Consider the following 19595-nt stretch of genomic DNA (forward strand, 5'->3'; position numbering starts at 1 on the left):
GGAGGTGAAAATGAATGGATGAGTTCAAAAAAGAGCTGAAAAAATTGAAGGCTTCTGAAATAAAAGGAGATCGAATGCAGCGTTGGGACAAAGAAAAAATGAATGACGCGACGCTAGTTCGAAGTAGATGTGGCGGATGTGGTAGATGCCACAGATGTAGTTGTGGTCGTTGCAGTCGCTGCTCTTGCTTCTGTAGCTGTTCCTGCTCCTGCTCCTGCAGTTGCTCTTGCTCTTGCAGTTGCTCTTGCAGTTGCAGTTGCTCTTGCTTCTTCCCATGCTTTATCGTGATTAATGACGATTTATAATCCATACGTAAATGAAGTCCCTGCCCCAAATTGTGTTTTGGCAGGGGCTTTGTTTTTCCAACTGGAATGTGAGACAAAGAGTGATACATAAAATAGTTGTGACATGTCTTGTCGCCAATTGGTTTATTTCACAACGTTAGGGGGAGGAGAATGGATAAGCTGAATCCTTCGATGCGCATAAAAGTGAAGCGGGATACAGTGTATATACCCGACTCAGATGGAAGCGTGTATTTTCGCAATAACATCGGGACTTTCCGGATGAAGGGCGACATGATCGATCGGTGGGTAGATCAGCTATTTCCCATGTTTAATGGTGTGCATACGTTGGAGCAATTGACTGACGATTTGCCGGAAGAATATCAGCAACAAATTTTCCAAGTGGCCGGTACACTTTTAGAAAATGGATTCCTTCAAGATGTGAGCCTGGAGAAACCACATGAATTATCACCAGAGGTCATGTCGAGGTATGCAGCGCAGATTGAATTTTTGGATCAGTTAGGTGGTTCAGGAGGGTATCGTTTTCAAAAATATCGAACGGAAAAAGTATTGGTGATCGGGGCAGGCTCTTTTCTCCTTTCTGCCATCCATGCATTGCTGGAATCGGGATGCGTGCAATTCCATTACGCCCTCACGAATGAGACTGCGACCAATCGTGAGCGGCTAGAGGCGATTTTAGAACATTCGCGTAGGAAAGACCCAGAAGTGAAGCTGGATGAACTCAAACCGACGTCATGGGAGGGTGCCGACTGGTCAGCGATCATCGAGCCATTCACTGGTATTTTGTACACGTCAGCAAACATAAACAAGGGCGAAGTAAGTGTGATCCAGTGCGCGTGCAGAGAGCGGGAGAAGGTGTTTGTTCCGGCGTTATTTGTCCAGCAAAAAGGAATGGTAGGGCCGCTGATTCATCCACAGTCAGAGGCTTGCATTGAATCGGCTTGGCGTCGTTTACATCGACAGGCTTTGTGTGCGGACCCCGAGCAACATCCATATTCAATGACCGCAGCAGCCATGCTGGCGAACATCGCTGTTTTTGAATGGTTTAAATACGTATCAGGTGTCAATGAAGCAGAGGACCCAAACAAAATTTATTTGTTAAATCTGGAGACGTTGGAAGGAAGCTGGCAGTCCTACATGCCTCACCCAATGCAGAAAGAAGATAGGAGCATGGAGGTATTGGATGAGAAAGAGCTTGAATTACGGATATCCCAAGAGGCAGAACAGAAAGAAAGTCTATTGTCTCTGTTTCCGTCATGGACCTCCCCTGAGAACGGGATTTTTCACAATTGGGATGAGGGAGAGCTTACGCAGCTACCACTAACACAGTGTAGGGTGACAGCAGTCGATCCTGTAACAGATGGTCCCGCTGAGCTATTGCCAACAGTTGTATGCGCAGGATATACCCATGACGAGGCGCGTAGAGAAGCAGGATTGCTTGGGGCAGAGATGTATGCGGGAAGAATGGTGAACCACCTAAGCGCACAAAATTCAGCTTATCAAGCCGATCTAGAGAGCAATATCGGAATTGGAGCAGGGGAAACGGCAGCAGAAGGCTTATGTCGGGCGTTACAGCATTGTCTGACACTCACGTATGTGTCAGAAATGAAAGGACGACAACCAACGGCTAGACCTGTGCATGTGGACTCGATTGTGGATGAACAGTCTCAGTTTTATGTACGGTCATTCGCTACATTAGGTGAGAAGCTGACGATTGCAAAAGGTCATGAGGTGTGCGGATTTCCGGTGTATTGGGTGGAAACGCGCACGGGATGGTACGGGAGTATTGGCTTGCAGGAGCGAGAAGCATTGCGAAAAGCGCTGATGTATGCCTTGCATCAGATTCAAACGCCAACCAATCACGTGTCCAAGTATGTACTGACAGCGCAATCAGTCGGCTTGACGGGTGAAGCCATCGAACTTGCACGCAGTAGCGTTCAGGAAGAATCGGAAAAAGAGGTCTGGAAACAAGCGGTTGAGATACTGGCGGGTCAAAACCTTTCTCCTCGAGTCATGAATGCCGCGATAGAACCTTTCCTGGAAGAAGGCCTTGGCGGTGTATTCGCCTTGCTGCTCTCGCGGGAGGTGCTTCAATGAACGTTGACATTCTTGTAGTTGGAGACGGAGTACTGGCGGAGCTGGTTTCAGAACATGTAAGCAAGGGCTATCGCGTGTGGCAGAGTGAAAACCTGGAGTCGGAGACAAGTAGAGCAAATTTGGCGCTCCTGTTGCACGATACGTATGATCCTGCTTTGCATGTGCAGGCAGAAAAACATTTTCGCCAAGCAAATATTCCATGGCTTCGCGGCTTTGTTTCATTTGGGGAGGGCATCGTAGGTCCGCTGGTTCGTCCAGATCAAACAGGGTGCTCCCAGTGTGCAGATATGCGGCGCTTGATGGCAGGACGCGATCGCAAAGAGATGTGGAAGGTACAACGGATGCTGAGGGAGAAAGGCGGCATACCCCGTGACCCATGGTCATCCCGCTCTGGGCTGTTACAAGTGGCATACCATGTCAGTGCGGAGGCTGAACGCATAGTAGAGGGCAGGCAAGCCCAGTTATCCGAGCATATCCAGTTTATTGATTTGCAAACATTGACCAGTACGCGCCACTTCTTTTTGCCCAATCCGTTATGTCCGGTATGCAGTCAACTGCCTGAGGATTCTGAAGAGCAGGCAAGAATACGCTTGAAGCCTATCGTTAAGCAAAGTCCGGACAGCTACCGGACAAAATCCATAGCCGATTTAAAACAAGCTCTCACCAACGAATATTTGGATTCCCGAACCGGGTTTTTGAATGGGAAAGTACGTGATCTTGTCTCTGTGTTCGCAGATGTAAGTGTCAATCTGCCGTTATTTTCTCATGACGAGGGTACGGCTGGCAGATCTGTTTCATACGTGGATAGTGAGATAACAGCGATTTTGGAAGGAATGGAAAGATATTGCGGGCTGATGCCCCGTGGCAAGAGGACGATGGTGCGTGACTGTTACGCAAACCTTGTGCAGAATGCCCTTGATCCGACAACGGCGGGAACCCATTCAGAAGAGCAGTATGCCCTGCCTGATTTTCCGTTTCAGCCGTTTGATCCCAAGCGAGAAATGAACTGGGTATGGGGCTATTCCTTTAAAGAAGAGCGACCCATTCTTGTACCTGAGCTCATGGCCTACTACAGTATGGGATTCGGGGAGGGAGTTGTATTTGAGACCTCCAATGGCTGTGCGTTAGGTGGCAGTTTGGAGGAGGCGATTTTTTACGGCATCCTCGAAGTGGTGGAGCGAGATGCTTTCTTGTTGACCTGGTATGCCAAATTGCCATTGCCACGCCTCGATCCCGCTACGGTCAATGATCGGGAATTGCTACTGTTGATCGATCGGATGCAGACCGTTACCAATTACGATCTGTACTTGTTCGATGCGACCATGGAAAATGGTATTCCCGCTGTATGGACGATTGCAAAAAACCGTGGAGAAAAAGGTTTGCACCTCGTTTGTGCAGCAGGAGCGCATCCAGACCCCATCCGTGCTGTAAAAAGCTCCATTTACGAAACGGCTGCCATGCTTATGACGTTGGCAGACAAGTACGAAGCGAACCGAGACAAATACTTGCGCATGCTCCATGATTCGTCCTTGGTGAAAAAGATGGACGATCATGCGATGCTTTACAGCTTGCCTGAAGCAGCGGAGCGCTTATCCTTTCTCATGGATGATTCACGTCCGATGGTCTCTTTCGCTGAACGCTTTCCTAGAAGAAACCAAAATCATGATCTAACAGACGATTTGCGGGAGTTGCTCAGTGTGTTCCAAAAGTTAGATCTCGATGTCATTGTGGTGGATCAAACAACACCAGAGGTAGGGCGCCACGGCTTATCTTGCGTGCGAGTATTGATTCCTGGCATGCTCCCGATGACTTTTGGCCATCATCTCACGCGAATAACGGGATTGAAAAGAGTATTGGAGGTCCCTGTGAAGCTGGGGTATGCGAAACAACCGCTGCGTGTAGACGAGTTGAATCCTTTTCCGCATCCGTTTCCATAACATACATCTGGGAGTGAGCCGGATGAGTCTCGAAAATTTCTTGTACCGCCTTCATTTTGATACAGAAAACGCCAGACCAAGTGATCTCGAGGTGGATTGGGGAGATGCGCCACTGACATACAAGCTGTACAGGGGGCTACCTGTCATTCCACTGCCAGAAGAAGTGCCTCTATCACTCGTAGATCAAACGGTTTCACAAGAGATGTCTCTTCCTCAATTGGGCGCTTGGTTATGGTATAGCTATGGCCTCACCCAAATCAGCCAATCGTTGTTAACCACGACTTCGGCAGATGCAGGATCTGAGTTGTTTTTGCCACTTGTAACGAATCGAAGACCGGTTGCATCTGGAGGGGCGCTCTATCCGAGTGAGCTGTACGTGTATTTGAAGCTGTCGAGTATTCCTCCGGGACTATACCACTACGATGTGGCCCATCACAGACTCGTACAATTGCGCGAAGGAAATTTTGATCACTTTCTAAGCCGAGCGCTTGGCGGCAGTTGTCCGGTACAGGCTTGCTTTGGAGTTGCGTTCGTATCCATCTATTTTTGGAAGAACTTTTTTAAGTATGATGAGTTTTCCTATCGATTGCAGGGCCTTGATGCTGGTGTGCTGCTTGGACAATTGCAGGAAATGGCAAACCAGTTCGATGTAACGACTGCGGTGTATTACCAGTTCCTGGATAGAGCGATAAATACACTGCTAGGATTGTCTGACGATCAAGAGAGTGTCTACGCGGTAGTTCCCTTATCGCTTCAAACAGAAGGGGAGAGGCATTCGCACTCATCGGCACAATGGACAGAGAGAGGAGAGGTGACGGCAAGCGAGCTAATCAGGGAACTGCCTGAGCAAAAGTACGTGCAAGTGATGCGCTCAAAAAGAATGAGAAAATATCCTGCGCTCCTGCAAATAAATCAAGCTGCCATGCAGGAATCTACCCATTCGTTTACACATTATTCGGATGAGTTAGAAAGCAAGTGGTCTCGTCGTTCCGATGAGCGAATCCTTCTCCCGCGTTTGCAGAAACCAAGCTATGATCTGGTGCAATATTGCCGGGAGCGTTTTTCACCGGAAATGGACTTTATCAGGAGGAAAACAGACCAGGATCAGGTAGCGCGTATCATGGAAATGACGATGAGTGCTCTGTTGTACGGCAATGATTTGGGAAAAAATCTGGAAGCAGCGTCGAGAAGGCTTTCTCTCTTTGTAAGCATTCATCAGGTAGAAGGAATACAAGATGGGGCATACGCTTACGATCCACTGGAGCACGCTCTTTATCCAATTGTCTATGGAGATTTACGAGCACGCCTTCAAGACGGAATGACTCTGGACAACGTGAATTTGTATCATGTGCCGCTCTGCTTTCATGTGGTGGGTAATCGCGATCATTTGATTAATCAGCTAGGGTTTAGAGGGTATCGCATCCAACATTTGGAGGCGGGAATCGTCGTTCATCAATTGCTTTTGGCCGCGTTCACGTGTGGAATGGGGGGCCATCCGCTACTCGGATTTGACGTGGAAAATTGCGATGATCTATACAACCTAGAGACCGAAGAGAAAACCTGCTTGATCCAAATTCCGGTCGGGCACTATCGCCCTCGCGCCAGATTTCAGGGCGTGCTGCATGGATAAAAACGTGGAAGACCCGAGTCGCGTTGACCCGGGTCTTGTTTTATGCCCTTATCATGGCTTGGATACCTTGAATGAAACGGTCTATTTCCTCGTGGGTATTGTACGGTGCCAGCCCCGCCCGTATCCAGCCGCCGCTTTCATTGATTCCCAAACAATTGGCGAGTGTTGTCGCATAGAAGTCTCCGTCCGCAACGAATATGCTATGCTCCTCGCACAATCGCTCACATATTTCTTGGGGAGAAAACCCTTCGATCCGAAAAGCGATCGTCGGTGTCTTCGGTACATCTTCACCCGCTTGATAGAGTGTGACACCCTTCATTGCGCCTAGTTCTTTTCGCAGCTTTTCTGCCAGCCGATTTTCATAGGCTTCGATCACCTCGTAACCAGAGCGGATTCTTTCAGCGAAGCTATCACCGAAACCAAGCGACGCAACAAATTCGATAGCCGGTCTGATTCCTGCGATCCCTTCATGATTTTGGGTTCCGGTTTCTAGTTTATCTGGAAATGAAGAGGGGGCAGGAACCAATTTGTAAACATCGAGTGCTTCAAAAATTTCTTTGCGGATGACAGCGATTCCTACATGAGGGCCAAAAAACTTGTAGGCGGAACAGAGCAGGATATCGGCTCCGATCTCGTCACGATGGATAGAGAAGTGAGGGACCGCATGCACGGCGTCGACAGCGACAATGACTCCTTTTGCACGTGCTTTTTGGGAAATGGCAGCGAGGTCGTGGATCGTTCCGACAGCATTGGAAGCAAGTCCGACTGCCACAAGTCTGGTTCTGGAAGTCAGTAAGGTATCGAGCTCATCTAGGTGTAACGTAAGTGTCTCTTTATTCACCTTCAACCACCGAACGGTCATTCCGCGATCTGCGGCAACAGTCAGCCACGGGTCTACATTGGCACGGTGATCCATCTCGGAGACGATAATCTCATCTCCTTCTTTCCAATGTCGACCTAATGCTCGGGCAATCGCAAAGGTCAGCGTGGTCATATTCGCACCGAAGGCTACCTCCTGCGGCCCCACATGGAATAGGTCTGCTACGGCTTGCTTGGCATTTGCAAGGATGGCTTCTGTCTCCTTGCTGGTTGGAAAGGAGCCGTGTAAATTCGCTCCACCGTTCGCCATATAGCGATAGATCGCGTCCATGGAGGATTTTACGACTTGCGATCCGCCTGGGCCATCCAGATAAACAACTGGTTTGCCTTTGTAAGTTCGTTGCAGCGCAGGGAATTGCTCCCGGACTTTTTCAATGGGGAAATGTCCCGATGCAACTTCTAATCGCCAATCATTGGAGCGCATAAAACTTCCAGGAGGGTATTCAAAGACGCATTCTGATTGCAGAGTGAAACCGAGCTTACGGCAAATGGCATTGGAGGCAGGGTTGTCCACGGAGGGATAGGCATGAATAAACCGGTGTCTTCGTTCTTGGTTGATGCGTGTGATGAGTGAGGCTAAAGCCACAGAGGCGATTCCTTTCCCTTGAAAGGGGGGCAGGACGCTCCAGCCTACTTCGTATACGTTTTCTCCTTGCCAGATACGATCCCAATAGCCAATGCTTCCGACAGGGGTGTGATCTGGCAGCAGTACGATGCTGAACATCTTGCTCGTTAGCTGTCCGTCCTTATTGACGTATCGTTCGTGCCGAGCAAGGAGCTGCTCCTCCGTCTCCGGGCCTCCAAGATGGTCCATCATGGCAGGTGCATTCAAAAGACGCAGCAAGGGAAGATCGTGATCCGCCCAGGGCTGAATGCGGACAAGCTCAGTGTTTAGCTTTGTGGACATGTTTTCACTCCTTACCAACTGGATTTTGTGGTGTCCATCATCATTTGTTATCTCTCATTATTCGGAAAAGATGCGGATTAATCAATATTCAATTCGTTCTGAAAAAAGGGGGTGGAAAATCATGCTATAATGGGAGTGCCCGAGTGATTCTTCCTATCGGAGTATTGAAAGAGTAGCTGAGGTGTAGGAATAGACCCTTTCTGAAAAAACATATGGAGAGTAAATCCAACGTAAAAATCGTCACCGACATAAAGGAAAGAGGAAGGGGTACCTGTCCATGAATGAAAAAAGCATTCATACACAACGGCTCAAATTGATTCCATTTACACATAGAATAGCAACGAATATTTTGCAAGAAAATTACGAAGAGTTATTGGATATGGGGTTTACATTAGGCAAAGGCTGGCCTGATGAGGATGCGATGGAAACGATACCCAAAATCATCAAAGCACTCGAACTCACAGGGGAATCGACAGGATTTGAATCGTGGATGATCATTACAAAGAATGGCATGAAGATTATCGGCGATGTAGGGTTCAAGGGAGTCCCAAATGCGGATGGAGAAGTGGACATCGGCTATGGAATTATTGAAGCCGAGCGAAAAAAAGGCTACGCGTATGAGGCGGCAGAAGGCCTAGCGAATTGGGCGTTGTTGCAGCCAGATGTGAAAAAGATTACGGCGAAGTGCTTGCTAGATAACATAGATTCCGCAAAAATATTGGTCAAAATGGGCTTTACAGAAATAAAGAGGGACGACTCATTGATTTACTGGTCTAGGCAGAAGGAATTGCACGCCAGAACAGAATCAGAGTGAAATACGAAAAAAGGACGCACACATAGCCATCCTTTTTTTCATGGAGAACATCAGTTGCTGGAATTTCCTATGGGAATGTATGGAAGGCTGTCCCAGTCACATTGAGTTCGAAAATGAAAATTTTCAAAGGAAAGGTAACCCAAGCCTTCCTTCTTTCGTATTGAAATAAAGGAAAAGATTATCGCTTTTGATTGAACTATGCAACGCGTGTCTCTATACTGGAGAGATAAGCATTGGTAAATAATTGTGAGGGATAGCATGCAGAACTGGATGACCCAAATTATTGAACAATATAGTTACTTCGGTATCTTGCTCATGATGGCACTGGAAAACATCTTTCCACCCATCCCTTCTGAGGTGATCTTGACCTTCGGTGGATTTATGACGACACAATCATCCTTAACGGTTATTGGCGTAATCGTGTCAGCGACAATCGGTTCGGTGATTGGGGCAATCATGCTCTATGGTATCGGTTATTACCTAGACGTCCAAAAAATAGAGAAGATCGTAGAGAGATGGGGGCATCTTCTGCGCATTAAAACGGCAGATATCCATAAAGCGAATGAATGGTTCGATCGATACGGGTACTGGACGATCTTTTTTTGCCGCATGATCCCATTAATCAGAAGTCTGATTTCCATTCCTGCTGGTATGACCAAAATGAATTTCCCACTGTTTTTGCTATTTACAACACTCGGTACGCTTATTTGGAACATCGTCCTAGTGATGGCTGGGCACTTATTGGGAGAATCGTGGGAAGAGATTCTGTACTATTTCGATCTATATTCCAATGTCGTTTATGTTGTACTGGCATTTGCGGGGATAACCTTTCTCTTTTTTTTCCTACGCAAGCGAAAAGCGGATGCCTAAAACCTTCAAACCATCTTTCCTTCAAGGGAAGGTGGTTTTTCCATTTGGAACCAACAGGTAAACATATTATAAAAAGTTGTAATTTTCTTGCAAATACAAAGTGTCGAAAGTGCGGTAAGGTGTAGGAAGGGGGAGTAGGTGACATGGGCACCGCCCTTATTCTTGAGTCTGGAGGAGATGCAACTTGATCGATTTGTTACTCGTAAACGGTGTAGTCATTACCATGGACAAAGACCGTCGGGTATTACAGGACGGGGCAGTCGCCATTGATAAAGGAAGAATTTTGGAGGTAGGCGACACTCAACTTCTAAAAGACAAGTATCCCGCGCAAAAGGTAGTCGACTGCGCGCATCATTGTATACTGCCAGGCTTCGTTGACGCACATGGTCATGGCGGACATTCGTTGTTCAAAACGATTGCGACAGACAATATCAACGACTGGATGCCAATCATGACCAACACTTACAAGCATTACGTGACAGACGATTTCTGGTACTACGAGGGAAAGCTGTCAGCACTGGAGCGACTTAAAGCCGGGATTACAACAGGTGTTAGCGTCCTGGGCTCGATGCCGCGCTCAGATGATCCGATCTTTGCCTTGAATCACGCCAAAGCATACAACGAGGTTGGTGTTCGCGAAATCGTAGCGACAGGTCCATGCAATCCACCGTGGCCGCATCTCTTCAGCCGTTGGGTCGATGGACAAAAAGTAACAAAGGAAGTCACCTATGAGCAAGTGCTCGCTGGGGCAGAAGCAGTGATCGAAGCCCTGAATCACGCGAATAACGATAAAACTAGAGCGTACATAACTCCGTTTGTCATCGTGACCTCTGTCAATCCGTCCTATCCGACACCAGCTGACCAATTGTTCGGCTTAACCGATTTCGACCGCTACCAAGCACGAAAAATCAGGGAGATAGCGAAAAAGTACGACACGCGCATCCATTCCGATGCTTTTGGAGGCATGATTCACCTCGCGATCCAAGACAAAGAGTACGCGCTGCTTGGTCCAGACGTACACTTGCAGCATTGTCGGGGAATTTCTTTTGACGAGGCGAAGATTTTGGCCGAAACAGGAACGAATGTGAGTGCTTCTCCTGGTTTTGGTCAAATCAATGCACGCACACCCATTACGGAACTGCTGGAGATGGGAGCGACCGTTGCGATCACGACAGACGGTACTTCGCCGATGACTCCTTTTGACATGTTCCAGGCCATGCGCAGAATGCAATTGCTGCAACAAGCGGCGCTGCGCGATTATTATTACCTCCCGCCGGGCAAGCTGCTGGAAATGGTAACGATCGATGCAGCTCGCTGTGTCGGCTGGGATGACGAGCTTGGGTCGCTTGAGGCAGGTAAAAAAGCGGATGTCATTACTGTAAATATGCATCAGGCCCACTTGAATCCGGAGAACATGCACGTCCATCGTGTCGTTTATCAGGCAGTCGGTGGAGATGTGAACCATGTCATAGTCGATGGTGAGCTGATTATGGACGAGCGCCGTGTTTTGACTGTGGATGAAAAGCAAATCCTCAAAGAAGCAAATGAAGAGGCAAATCGTACAATCGAGCGGGCAGGTCTGGAAATCTACATGCAGCCAAGCAAGTATTTCTGGGGGCATGCGCGCGCTTATTTGGATGAGAGAAGATTTGATCCGACGAAGTTGTAGGGGAAAAAAGAGTAGTGAAAGAAGACGATGTGTAATGCTGCACATAATACTTGGATACTGCATTGAATAGGAGAAGGTGCCCGCCGCCTTCCCTTTTTTATTGGATTATAGTTGACAAAAACGATAGGATTAATCATTATTTATTCATAATCCCCATCGACAAAGTTGGAATAAAAAAGAGGTGCAGCCATGTATCTGACTATTGATAATGTTACGAAACATTTTTTGAATGAGCAGAAACAAAAAGTAAAGGTGCTGGATGATATCAATCTGGAAGTAGAAAAGGGCAGCTTCGTTTCCATTGTCGGACCCTCTGGCTGTGGAAAGTCAACGCTGCTCTACTTAATAGCCGGATTAGATCAACCGGACAGCGGTGACATACACGTTGCTGGCAACAAAGTGAATAAGCCCGGTCCGGACAGAGTCGTCGTTTTTCAAGAAGCGGGATTATTTCCATGGCTGACAGTTTTGGAAAATGTTACATACGGACTCAAGTTGAAGAAAATGTCTGCAACGAAAGCCAACGAAAAGGCGCTGGAAGTGCTCAAAATGGTCCATTTAAGCAAGTATGTTCATTCCTATCCCCATCAGCTCTCAGGAGGGATGAAGCAACGTGTAGCCATAGCTCGGGCACTTGTCATGGAACCCGATATTTTGCTGATGGATGAACCATTCTCGGCGCTGGACGAACAGACGCGGATGGTTCTTCATAAGGAGTTGCTTGAGATTTGGCGGAAGACCAAGGTCACGATATTTTTCGTCACCCATAATATCCGGGAGGCCGTTCAGCTTGCCGAGAGGATCGTCGTTTTTGCCACACGCCCAGGCAAAATCAAGGAGATCATTGCGGTTCCTGCCATGCGCGATGGAGTCATGCCGGACAGTGTGACATTAAACACGGAGCAGAAGGTGCTGTCGATCCTGCAAGAAGAGATAGAAAAGTTGCTGAAGGAGGAAATGGGCAATGACTACAGCTTTAAGACGGGTCATCTTCATCGCTATGATAGCGGCGATATGGGAAGTCACATCTAGGTTATCTGGGCTGCCATCGTTCATGTTTCCCAGCTTGACCCAGGTTTTCGAAACGCTTGTAAATGGATTGATAAGTGGGCAAATTACCGCTGCGATTGGAAAAAGCATGGGACGAATCCTGTTGGGCTTTCTCATTGCGATTATCGTCGGACTGATATTGGGCTACTTCATTTGGAGGTACAAACTCGTAGAAGATACGCTTGGCTTTGTGGTGACTGCGCTTCAGTCTATCCCGAGTATTGTCTGGTTCCCGCTTGCGATTATCTGGTTTGGCTTAAATGACTTCTCCATTCTTTTCATCGTGACGATCGGGGCGACCTGGACGATGACGGTCAACGCGACTAGCGGTTTCAAAAATGTCCCGCCGCTCTATCAGCGGGTAGCCAGGACGTACGGTTCGACTGGCTTTCACTTTGTACGAACAGTCATTCTTCCTGCATCCGTACCGCAGATCATCTCCGGACTTCGAATCGCTTGGGCATTTTCCTGGCGGGCACTCATGGCTGGTGAATTGCTCGGGGGTGGCGGTGGTCTCGGTCAATTGCTCGAGATGGGACGTTCACTTGGACAAATGGATTTGGTGATATCTGTGATGATCATTATTGCGATCATCGGTACCATCGTCGATAATGTTGTCTTTTCACGCATCGAACGCAACGTTCAGATGAAGTGGGGAGTCCATTCATAAAAGAAAAATGGCTAAGGGAGTGTGTCGTCACATGCTTAAAAAAGTGTTCAGTACCGTTGTCGCATCTCTATTATTGATGGGGATTGCGAGTGGGTGCTCTACAGGCGGAGCAGAATCCTCTGAGAAGGAAGTAAGAATCGGATATTTCCCAAACCTGACCCATAGCGCAACGATTATCGCGCTGGAAAAAGGCTATTTCAAGGAAGCCTTCGGTGCGGATGTGAAGATCCAAACAAAAACGGTCACCAATGGCGGATTATTTATGGAAGCGATGGCTACCAAAGCAATTGATGTAGGAACAGTCGGACCTGGTCCTCTTTTGAACTTTTATGTCAAGCATCCCGGGTATCGTTTGATTTCAGGTGCGGTCAATGGCGGAGCTGTGCTCGTCATGAATGATTCAACCAATATTACGGAACTAAAAGATGTAAAAGGCAAAAAAATCGCGATTCCGGTAATCGGCAGCACACAAGATGTCATGCTCAGAAAAGCACTGAATGAGGTTGGTCTGAAACCGACGACGAATGGTGGAGATGTGGAACTGTATGCGGCCGCTCCAGCTGATACGGCAGCATTATTCGTGCAAAAATCCGTAGATGGTGCAGCAACTCAGGAGCCGTGGGGATATGTACTGGAAAATCAGGCAGGAGGAAAATTGCTTCTGGACTGGGATCAATTCGCTTGGGGGAAAGAATCAACGAATACCGTGGTAGCAGCCAGCGATGAATTTTTGAAACGAGAAGGATTGGCAACCGCTTACCTGCAAGCACATAAAAAGGCAGTCAAATTCATTCAGGAAAATCCCGAAGAAAGCCAAGACCTGATCATCAAGCATTTGAAAAATCTGACTGGCAAAGAGCTGAGCAAAAAAGAAGTACAGGCAGCCTTTTCCCGTTTGGAAGTAACAACGGCGGTCAATGAAAAGGTTATTCAGGAAATGGCAGATATCAGCCAGGAAGCCGGTTATATTACCAGTAATAAAATCGATGGCTTAATCGATTTGAAATATTTGGAAGCAGCGAAATAAAATCGGGTAAGAAGGAGGGAGATTCAGCAGGAGGAACGAGGGGTGGAAAGGAATTAGATGGGAAAGGAGGTCATGCCGCGATGAGACCACATGAACAAGGAAGTAATCAACCGAACGACACTTCATTGGAGGCACAGATTCATACGGATTTCCAAAAAGAAATGACGTACGGCGATTATTTACAGCTCGATCAAATCTTGTCGAGTCAACGCTGTCAATCTACCCATCATGATGAAATGCTGTTTATTATCATTCATCAGGTGAGTGAGCTATGGATGAAACAAATTTTGCACGAACTGTCAGCAGCAAATGAATGCATCAGCAATCACGATCTGGAGCCTGCTTTCAAAATGTTCGCGCGTGTCTCGCGTATCCAGCAGCAATTGATTAAATCGTGGGATGTCCTTTCTACATTGACACCAGCCGACTACCTCCAATTCCGTGACAAGCTGGGTCATTCGTCCGGATTTCAATCTTATCAAAATCGATTCATTGAATTTACGCTAGGATATAAGAACCAGCATGTCCTGGCGGTGTATGCGCATCAACCAGAACTTCACGCCAAAATGAGTGCAGCCTTGCAGCAGCCCAGCATTTACGATGCGGCAATCAGGGAAATGGCTGCTCGTGGCTTGCCAATTGATCCAGAATGTTTAGAGCGAGACTGGTCACAGCCCTATCAACCAAATCATAGTGTAGAGCAAGCCTGGCTGACCGTGTATCGAAATGTCAACCAGTATTGGGATTTGTACGAGTTGGCAGAAAAACTGGTGGACATCGCCAGCCAGCAACAACAATGGCGTTTTAACCATATGACGACAGTCGAGCGCATCATAGGCCAAAAGCCGGGGACTGGAGGATCATCAGGCGTCATGTACTTACGCAGAGCGCTTGATCACCGTTTTTTCCCGGAGCTTTGGAGCTTGCGGACGTCGTTGTAAAAAAACTCTTCAAAAAAAGCGAGAAAAGCGTCTTGGGGACCCAAGGCGCTTTTTAGCATGTAGTACTCATTTCACATCTTTTCACATATCTTTCCTAATATTGGGTACAAATACCCTTCTTTTCCTGACAAACATATGTTTTCATTTTTTATAGTATCCCTTATTTTTCAAGTACAACCAGAAATGGAGTGGGCATTTGGATGGAAACAATGAAGCCACCTATGGAAGTGTTATATGCGAAACAGCTGAATGCGCTGCGATCCCATGATACAGGGACAAAACCTCCCAATTGGCTGATGTCGCCGAGAGCTGTGCGCGATTTTATTTTAGGAACGGATGAACCCCTCTCTTATGAGGGTGAAAGTATACCGATTACGAAGAAGTTCTATGGAGACGATGTGCTTATTGAGCGTGCCATCGTCACATTGGCAGGCAATCGTGGCTTGATGCTCGTCGGTGAGCCTGGAACGGCAAAGACGATGCTGTCTGAGCTGCTGTCTGCGGCCATCTCCGGTACGAGCACGAATACGATCCAAGGCACCGCGGGAACGACAGAGGATATGATCAAATACTCCTGGAACTACGCAATGCTGCTGGACAAAGGTCCTTCTCTGCAAGCGCTGGTTCCTTCCCCGTTATACACCGGAATGAGCAAGGGAATCATTACCCGTTTTGAAGAGATTACCCGTTGTCCGTTTGAGGTTCAAGACGTGTTGATTAGTATTTTGAGCGACAAGGTGATGAACATTCCCGAGCTGTCAGACGGCATCCTGTTTGCGAAGCCCGGTTTTAATATCATTGCAACAGCGAACTTGCGGGACAAAGGTGTCAATGAAATGAGCAGCGCGCTCAAACGACGTTTTAACTTCGAGACAATCGCGCCGATTAATCATGTGAAAATGGAAGCGCAAATTATCGAATCCCAAGCAAAAGTGATTCTGGAGCAAAGTGGCGTAAACATCGAAATCGATCGGGATGTGGTTGAAATCTTGGCGACGACCTTCATGGAACTGCGTATGGGCGAGACCAAGGAAGGATTCAAAATCGATTCCCCTCAATCCGTGATGAGTACAGCCGAAGCCGTATCCGTCTATGTCCAAAGTGCAATGACGTCGCATTACTATGATGGCAGGCCGATTTCCATGGATCGACTGGTGCAGAACATGCTGGGAGCGGTCGTCAAAGAAAACCAAAAGGACGCAAATATCCTGAAAACCTACTTTACCAAAGTGGTCAAAGAACGGGCAAAGGAAGAGGGTCTATGGGGAACTTATTACAACGAGAAGAAATGGATCAAATAAACGGTCAAGACCGTTTCATAAAATCATTCGTCGAAGAAGAGGTCTACAACCTCAACAAACAGGTCGTCTATTTCCCGGTACGTCATCATAGTCCTGCCTGCGCGTTTCATTTGAAAAAAACAATCGAAGAGTATCAACCGGAAATCATTCTGATTGAAGGACCGGACCATAGCAATCATATCATTCCGATTTTGACGGATGAACGGACGAAGCCTCCTGTGAGCATTTATTATGCGTACGCCTCAGGGGAGCAAAAATACGTCTGTTACTTTCCGTTTCTTCTGTATTCGCCGGAATATGTAGCCTTGCTCGAAGCAAAACGCCGGCAGATACCTGCTGCTTTCATTGATCTAAGCTACGGAAGCCGCCTGGAAAGCTTGGAAGACGGCCATGATTTAAAAAAGAAAAATGAAAAGCTGTCCTATCACGATGAGCGCATGCTGGCAGGCTCGCAGTTCATTCAGCGATTGTGCCAGACGATGAAATGCCGGAACTTCGATGAGCTGTGGGAAAAGGTTTTTGAGATTGATGGTATCCGCAAAAAGACGCAGGATTTCGTCAAAGATGTCTTTGCCTACTGCTACCTGTCTCGAAAATGCTATGATGACGCCACTTTGGAGACGGAAGGCGATTTGATTCGCGAGGCGCACATGCGTCAAAAAATTGCAGAGGCCAAGCAAAAGCATGCGAGAATACTCGTGGTGACCGGGGGCTTTCATACATACGGACTCATCGAGGAACGCAAGACTTCCTACAAGATCCAAAAGGTGCAGGAAGAAAAAATATATCCGATGGTGTACACGTACCAGGAAGCAGATCAGTTGAATGGATACGCAAGCGGGATGCCGTACGTTCACTACTACGAGAGTGTGTGGAAGGCATTGGAGAAGAAGGAGCCTGCTCCCTTCTCGAAAAGCGCGTTGGTGTACCTCCCGCAACTACTCAAAAAACTACGTGGCAAGGGAGAAACGACGTCGACTGCGGATGCGATCGAAGCGTACAGCCTCATGAACGGCTTGGCTGTCATGCGGGAAAAGGCGGAGGGCGGTGCCTATGAGTTGATCGATTCCGTTCTCTCTGCTTTTACAAAAGGCGAACGCTCGATTGCAACCTTACAGCCGATCGAGACATTGCGAGAGCTGTTGACAGGGGACGGAATCGGTGAGGTTGCGCCAAATTCACTAGATGTGCCCATCGTTCGCGATTGCAAAGACAGATGTAAATCGCTAAAGCTCGCGATCACGACGACAGGGCGCAATCAAAAGGTGCTAGAGCTTTATGCCAAAAAGTCGCATCGCGAAGCCAGCCAGTTTTTTCACTGCATGCAGTTTTTGGGCACAGAATTTTGCGCCAAAGAAGCCGGACCAGACTGGATGAACAACCGAAATGTCAATCTTGTCCGTGAAACATGGCGCTACAGCTATTCCTCCTTTGTAGAAGCACGTCTGATCGAGAGCTCGGTCTACGGTGGGACGGTGAAGGAGGCAGCAGCGCATAAGCTAGCCGATATGGTAAAAGAACTGCCGCAGCACCAGAGCCATGAGCTGGCAAAATGGCTCTTGATGGCGGTCGTTATGGGGTTGGAAGAGCTGTCAGAAAGGCTCTTTGAATCTGTAGTAGAGTCCGTTAGGCAGGATGGACATTTTCTCTCTCTTTGCAAAACGTTGAAGACACTCACGATTCTTTTGGAGCAAAAAAGGTTGTTCGGTCTTAGCGAGACAGAACGGCTGGAGAATTTGGTGGAAGAAGTCTATTACCAGGCTGTGACCAAAATCGTCGAGCAGGGAAACCCGAACCCCAACGAACTGGATGAGTTGGCCGATCAGCTCAAATTCCTCTATATGCTAAGTGAGAAGAGACAAGCGGATGACTCCTGGGAGATTTTCAGTGATCAACTGCTGGAATTGCTGCGTAACGACAAGCTCCCCGCGAAACTGGAGGGGGTAGTGGTCGCGATCTTGTGCAATCTCGAAGTGATCGAACGCACAGAAATCTCCAGACGTGCGCGTGCCTATATGTTCGGCTCGCCTGAGCAAATGCTGCATACCGCCGCGTATTTACATGGCGTTTTTATCGTGGCTCGTGACTACCTCTTTCATCAAGAAGAAATCTTGCGCGATCTGCATCAGATGATTACATCCTTGGCCTACGACGACTTTTTGCAGGTGGTGCCTGAACTGCGATTGGCATTTACATATTTTAGCCCAATGGAAATTAGTATGCTCTCGGAAAAAGTGGCAGCTCTCTTCCAAACGACGGTAGAACAAGTCACGAATCCAGTCATCGATGAGCGGACGTTGCGTGATGCCCGCATGCTCGATCAAGCGATCAAGGAGGAGTTTGCCAAATGGAACCTGATTTGAGCCGCGAAGCCTTGAATCGCTGGCGGTTGTTATTAGGCTCTCATGCCGAGGAATCATTGGAAGGCAGTGGGGTCTATCAATCATCCGAGTTTTCCTATCAGGAACTAGACTCAATTCTTGAATTTTTATACAACCGTGAATACGGGGAAGAGCAAGGCTATCGAAAAGAAGGTGGCCGGGGAGATTCGGCATTGACGGTTCCCTCCTGGCTGAACAAAATTCGTAAGCTGTTTCCCAAAAAGACAGTAGAAATCCTCGAGCGGCAAGCTCTCGACCGCTATAACATGACAGAGCTGCTGACAGACAAAAAAGTGTTGGAAAGCATGGAGCCCAACATGACGCTCTTGAAAAACATCCTCCAATTTAAAGGCAGGATGAAAGGAGAGGTCGTGAAAAGTGCAAAGGAAATTGTACGCAAGGTCGTAGACGATCTGCGGCGACAGCTTGAAAATGAAGTGCAGACCAGCATCGTCGGCAAACGCAATCGCCACAAACGCGGCTATACGAAGTCGATGAAAAATCTGGATGTCCATAAAACGATTCGCAAAAATTTGAAGAACTACGATCACAAAAAAAGCCGTTTTATTATCGATGAGCTGTATTTCCACAGCAATATCCAGCATCACAACAAATGGAACATCGTCATTGTTGTGGACGAGAGCGGCAGTATGATGGACTCTGTGATTTACAGCTCCGTTATGGCAAGTATTTTTTACAAGCTCGCTGCCTTGAAGACACATTTGGTTATTTTTGATACGAAGGTCGTTGATTTGAGCGATAGACTGGATGATCCGGTCGATGTGCTGATGAGTGTGCAGCTTGGTGGGGGGACTCATATTGCACAAGCGCTCAAATACGGAAGGACACTGCTCGAAAATCCATCGAAGACGATATTTATCCTTGTCAGTGATTTGGAGGAAGGCTATCCGATCAAGGAAATGTATCGCCAAAGCAAGGAGATTATCGACGCAGGCTGCAAGTTTTTAGTCTTGACGGCTTTGGATTTCAATGGCAACGCTACGTACAACCAGCATGCTGCCAGGGTATTGAGTGATATGGGAGCAAATGTAGCCGCGATCACGCCCGATGAGCTCGCGCAGTGGATTGGAAAGGTTATCAAATAGAGATAGAGAGAAGG

At 47.6% G+C, this 19595-nt stretch carries 15 protein-coding genes; 14 read left to right on the plus strand and 1 reads right to left on the minus strand.

Features of this window, described 5'->3' with window-relative positions; genetic code table 11:
- Window positions 1-74: 74 nt before the first annotated feature.
- The 4 genes from AB432_RS31060 to AB432_RS14245 all read left to right on the plus strand — a co-directional run bounded on the left by AB432_RS31060 (window position 75) and on the right by AB432_RS14245 (window position 5966).
- Window positions 75-305 carry a hypothetical protein gene (locus AB432_RS31060; RefSeq protein WP_419178484.1) on the plus strand — a complete coding sequence of 77 codons (231 nt, stop codon included), beginning with the start codon at window positions 75-77 and terminating at the stop codon, window positions 303-305.
- Window positions 306-455: 150 nt separating this feature from the next.
- Window positions 456-2399, plus strand: coding sequence for a putative thiazole-containing bacteriocin maturation protein (locus AB432_RS14235; RefSeq protein WP_048032831.1), 1944 nt, complete (start codon window positions 456-458; stop codon window positions 2397-2399).
- Window positions 2396-4336 (plus strand): TOMM precursor leader peptide-binding protein, encoded by a 1941-nt coding sequence (locus tag AB432_RS14240; protein ID WP_048032832.1) that lies wholly within the window; start codon window positions 2396-2398, stop codon window positions 4334-4336. The genes AB432_RS14235 and AB432_RS14240 overlap by 4 nt, the downstream gene beginning before the upstream one ends.
- A gap of 22 nt (window positions 4337-4358) precedes the next feature.
- Window positions 4359-5966, plus strand: coding sequence for a SagB family peptide dehydrogenase (locus AB432_RS14245; RefSeq protein WP_048032833.1), 1608 nt, complete (start codon window positions 4359-4361; stop codon window positions 5964-5966).
- A gap of 40 nt (window positions 5967-6006) precedes the next feature.
- Here AB432_RS14245 and AB432_RS14250 read toward each other — a convergent pair whose 3' ends face one another.
- Window positions 6007-7752, minus strand: a complete 1746-nt coding sequence (locus tag AB432_RS14250) for a cysteine desulfurase-like protein (RefSeq protein WP_082195923.1) — start codon at window positions 7750-7752, stop codon at window positions 6007-6009.
- A gap of 277 nt (window positions 7753-8029) precedes the next feature.
- Between AB432_RS14250 and AB432_RS14255 the strand changes: the two genes are divergently transcribed.
- From AB432_RS14255 to AB432_RS14300, 10 genes are all read left to right on the plus strand, one after another.
- Complete coding sequence (locus AB432_RS14255) at window positions 8030-8566, plus strand: GNAT family N-acetyltransferase (protein WP_048032834.1); 537 nt, start codon at window positions 8030-8032, stop codon at window positions 8564-8566.
- Window positions 8567-8824: 258 nt separating this feature from the next.
- Window positions 8825-9436 (plus strand): DedA family protein, encoded by a 612-nt coding sequence (locus AB432_RS14260; RefSeq protein WP_048032835.1) that lies wholly within the window; start codon window positions 8825-8827, stop codon window positions 9434-9436.
- A gap of 184 nt (window positions 9437-9620) precedes the next feature.
- Window positions 9621-11105 carry an amidohydrolase family protein gene (locus AB432_RS14265; RefSeq protein WP_201265925.1) on the plus strand — a complete coding sequence of 495 codons (1485 nt, stop codon included), beginning with the start codon at window positions 9621-9623 and terminating at the stop codon, window positions 11103-11105.
- 189 nt (window positions 11106-11294) lie between these two features.
- Entirely contained in the window at window positions 11295-12137 is an 843-nt protein-coding gene (locus AB432_RS14270; RefSeq protein WP_048032836.1) for an ABC transporter ATP-binding protein, read from the plus strand.
- Entirely contained in the window at window positions 12070-12825 is a 756-nt protein-coding gene (locus tag AB432_RS14275) for an ABC transporter permease (protein WP_048032837.1), read from the plus strand. The genes AB432_RS14270 and AB432_RS14275 overlap by 68 nt, the downstream gene beginning before the upstream one ends.
- A 31-nt stretch (window positions 12826-12856) precedes the next feature.
- Window positions 12857-13852: an aliphatic sulfonate ABC transporter substrate-binding protein gene (locus AB432_RS14280; RefSeq protein ID WP_048032838.1), complete on the plus strand. Its 996-nt coding sequence runs from the start codon at window positions 12857-12859 to the stop codon at window positions 13850-13852.
- 80 nt (window positions 13853-13932) lie between these two features.
- Window positions 13933-14793 carry a tryptophan 2,3-dioxygenase gene (kynA, locus tag AB432_RS14285; RefSeq protein WP_048032839.1) on the plus strand — a complete coding sequence of 287 codons (861 nt, stop codon included), beginning with the start codon at window positions 13933-13935 and terminating at the stop codon, window positions 14791-14793.
- A 200-nt stretch (window positions 14794-14993) separates the two neighbouring features.
- Window positions 14994-16094, plus strand: coding sequence for an ATP-binding protein (locus tag AB432_RS14290; RefSeq protein ID WP_173628577.1), 1101 nt, complete (start codon window positions 14994-14996; stop codon window positions 16092-16094).
- On the plus strand, window positions 16055-18457 hold the full coding sequence (locus AB432_RS14295; protein ID WP_048032841.1) for a DUF5682 family protein: 2403 nt from the start codon (window positions 16055-16057) through the stop codon (window positions 18455-18457). The genes AB432_RS14290 and AB432_RS14295 overlap by 40 nt, the downstream gene beginning before the upstream one ends.
- On the plus strand, window positions 18442-19581 hold the full coding sequence (locus AB432_RS14300) for a VWA domain-containing protein (RefSeq protein ID WP_048032842.1): 1140 nt from the start codon (window positions 18442-18444) through the stop codon (window positions 19579-19581). Before AB432_RS14295 ends, AB432_RS14300 begins: the two co-directional genes overlap by 16 nt.
- Window positions 19582-19595 lie beyond the last annotated feature (14 nt).

It is taken from the genome of Brevibacillus brevis (genome assembly GCF_001039275.2).
GTDB lineage: Bacteria > Bacillota > Bacilli > Brevibacillales > Brevibacillaceae > Brevibacillus > Brevibacillus brevis_C.